The sequence below is a fragment of the Kitasatospora sp. SC0581 genome (assembly GCF_048159585.1).
GTDB lineage: Bacteria > Actinomycetota > Actinomycetes > Streptomycetales > Streptomycetaceae > Kitasatospora.
In genome coordinates this window covers 1-680 of the sequence record NZ_JBLRWA010000098.1, presented here as the reverse complement: position 1 = coordinate 680, position 680 = coordinate 1, and the positions used below count along the sequence as shown (strand labels likewise).

The 680-nt window shown below is 68.5% G+C and carries 1 protein-coding gene; it reads left to right on the top strand.

Annotated elements, in window-relative coordinates:
• Positions 1 to 680: acyl-CoA dehydrogenase family protein (locus ACLWS4_RS37240; RefSeq protein WP_416876456.1), on the top strand; the 680-nt coding region annotated here is incomplete at both ends.

The following is a 680-nucleotide window of genomic DNA, read 5'->3' as shown; positions in this document are numbered from 1 at the left end:
GACTTCGATCTCTTCCGGATCTCCGAGGAGCACGGGATGCTCCGTGAGGCGGTGCGTTCGCTGGCCGAGGCGAAGATCGCTCCGTTCGCGGCGGAGGTGGACGAGCAGGGGCGGTTCCCGCAGGAGGCGTTGGACGCGTTGCGGGGGAACGACCTGCACGCGGTGCACGTGCCGGAGGAGTACGGCGGTGCGGGGGCGGACGCGCTGGCGACGGTGATCGTGATCGAGGAGGTGGCGCGGGTGTGCGCGTCGTCCTCGTTGATCCCGGCGGTGAACAAGCTGGGGTCGCTGCCGGTGCAGCTGTCGGGTTCGGAGGAGTTGAAGGCGAAGTACCTGGGGGCGCTGGCGCGGGGCGAGGGGATGTTCTCGTACTGCCTGTCGGAGCCGGAGGCGGGTTCGGACGCGGCGGGGATGAAGACCCGGGCGGTGCGGGACGGGGACTTCTGGGTGCTGAACGGTGTGAAGCGCTGGATCACCAACGCGGGGGTGTCCGAGTTCTACACGGTGATGGCGGTGACGGATCCGGAGAAGCGGTCGAAGGGCATCTCGGCGTTCGTGGTGGAGAAGGGCGACGAGGGGGTGTCCTTCGGTGCGCCGGAGAAGAAGCTGGGCATCAAGGGGTCGCCGACGCGTGAGGTGTACTTCGACAACGTGCGGATCCCGGCGGACCGGATGATCGG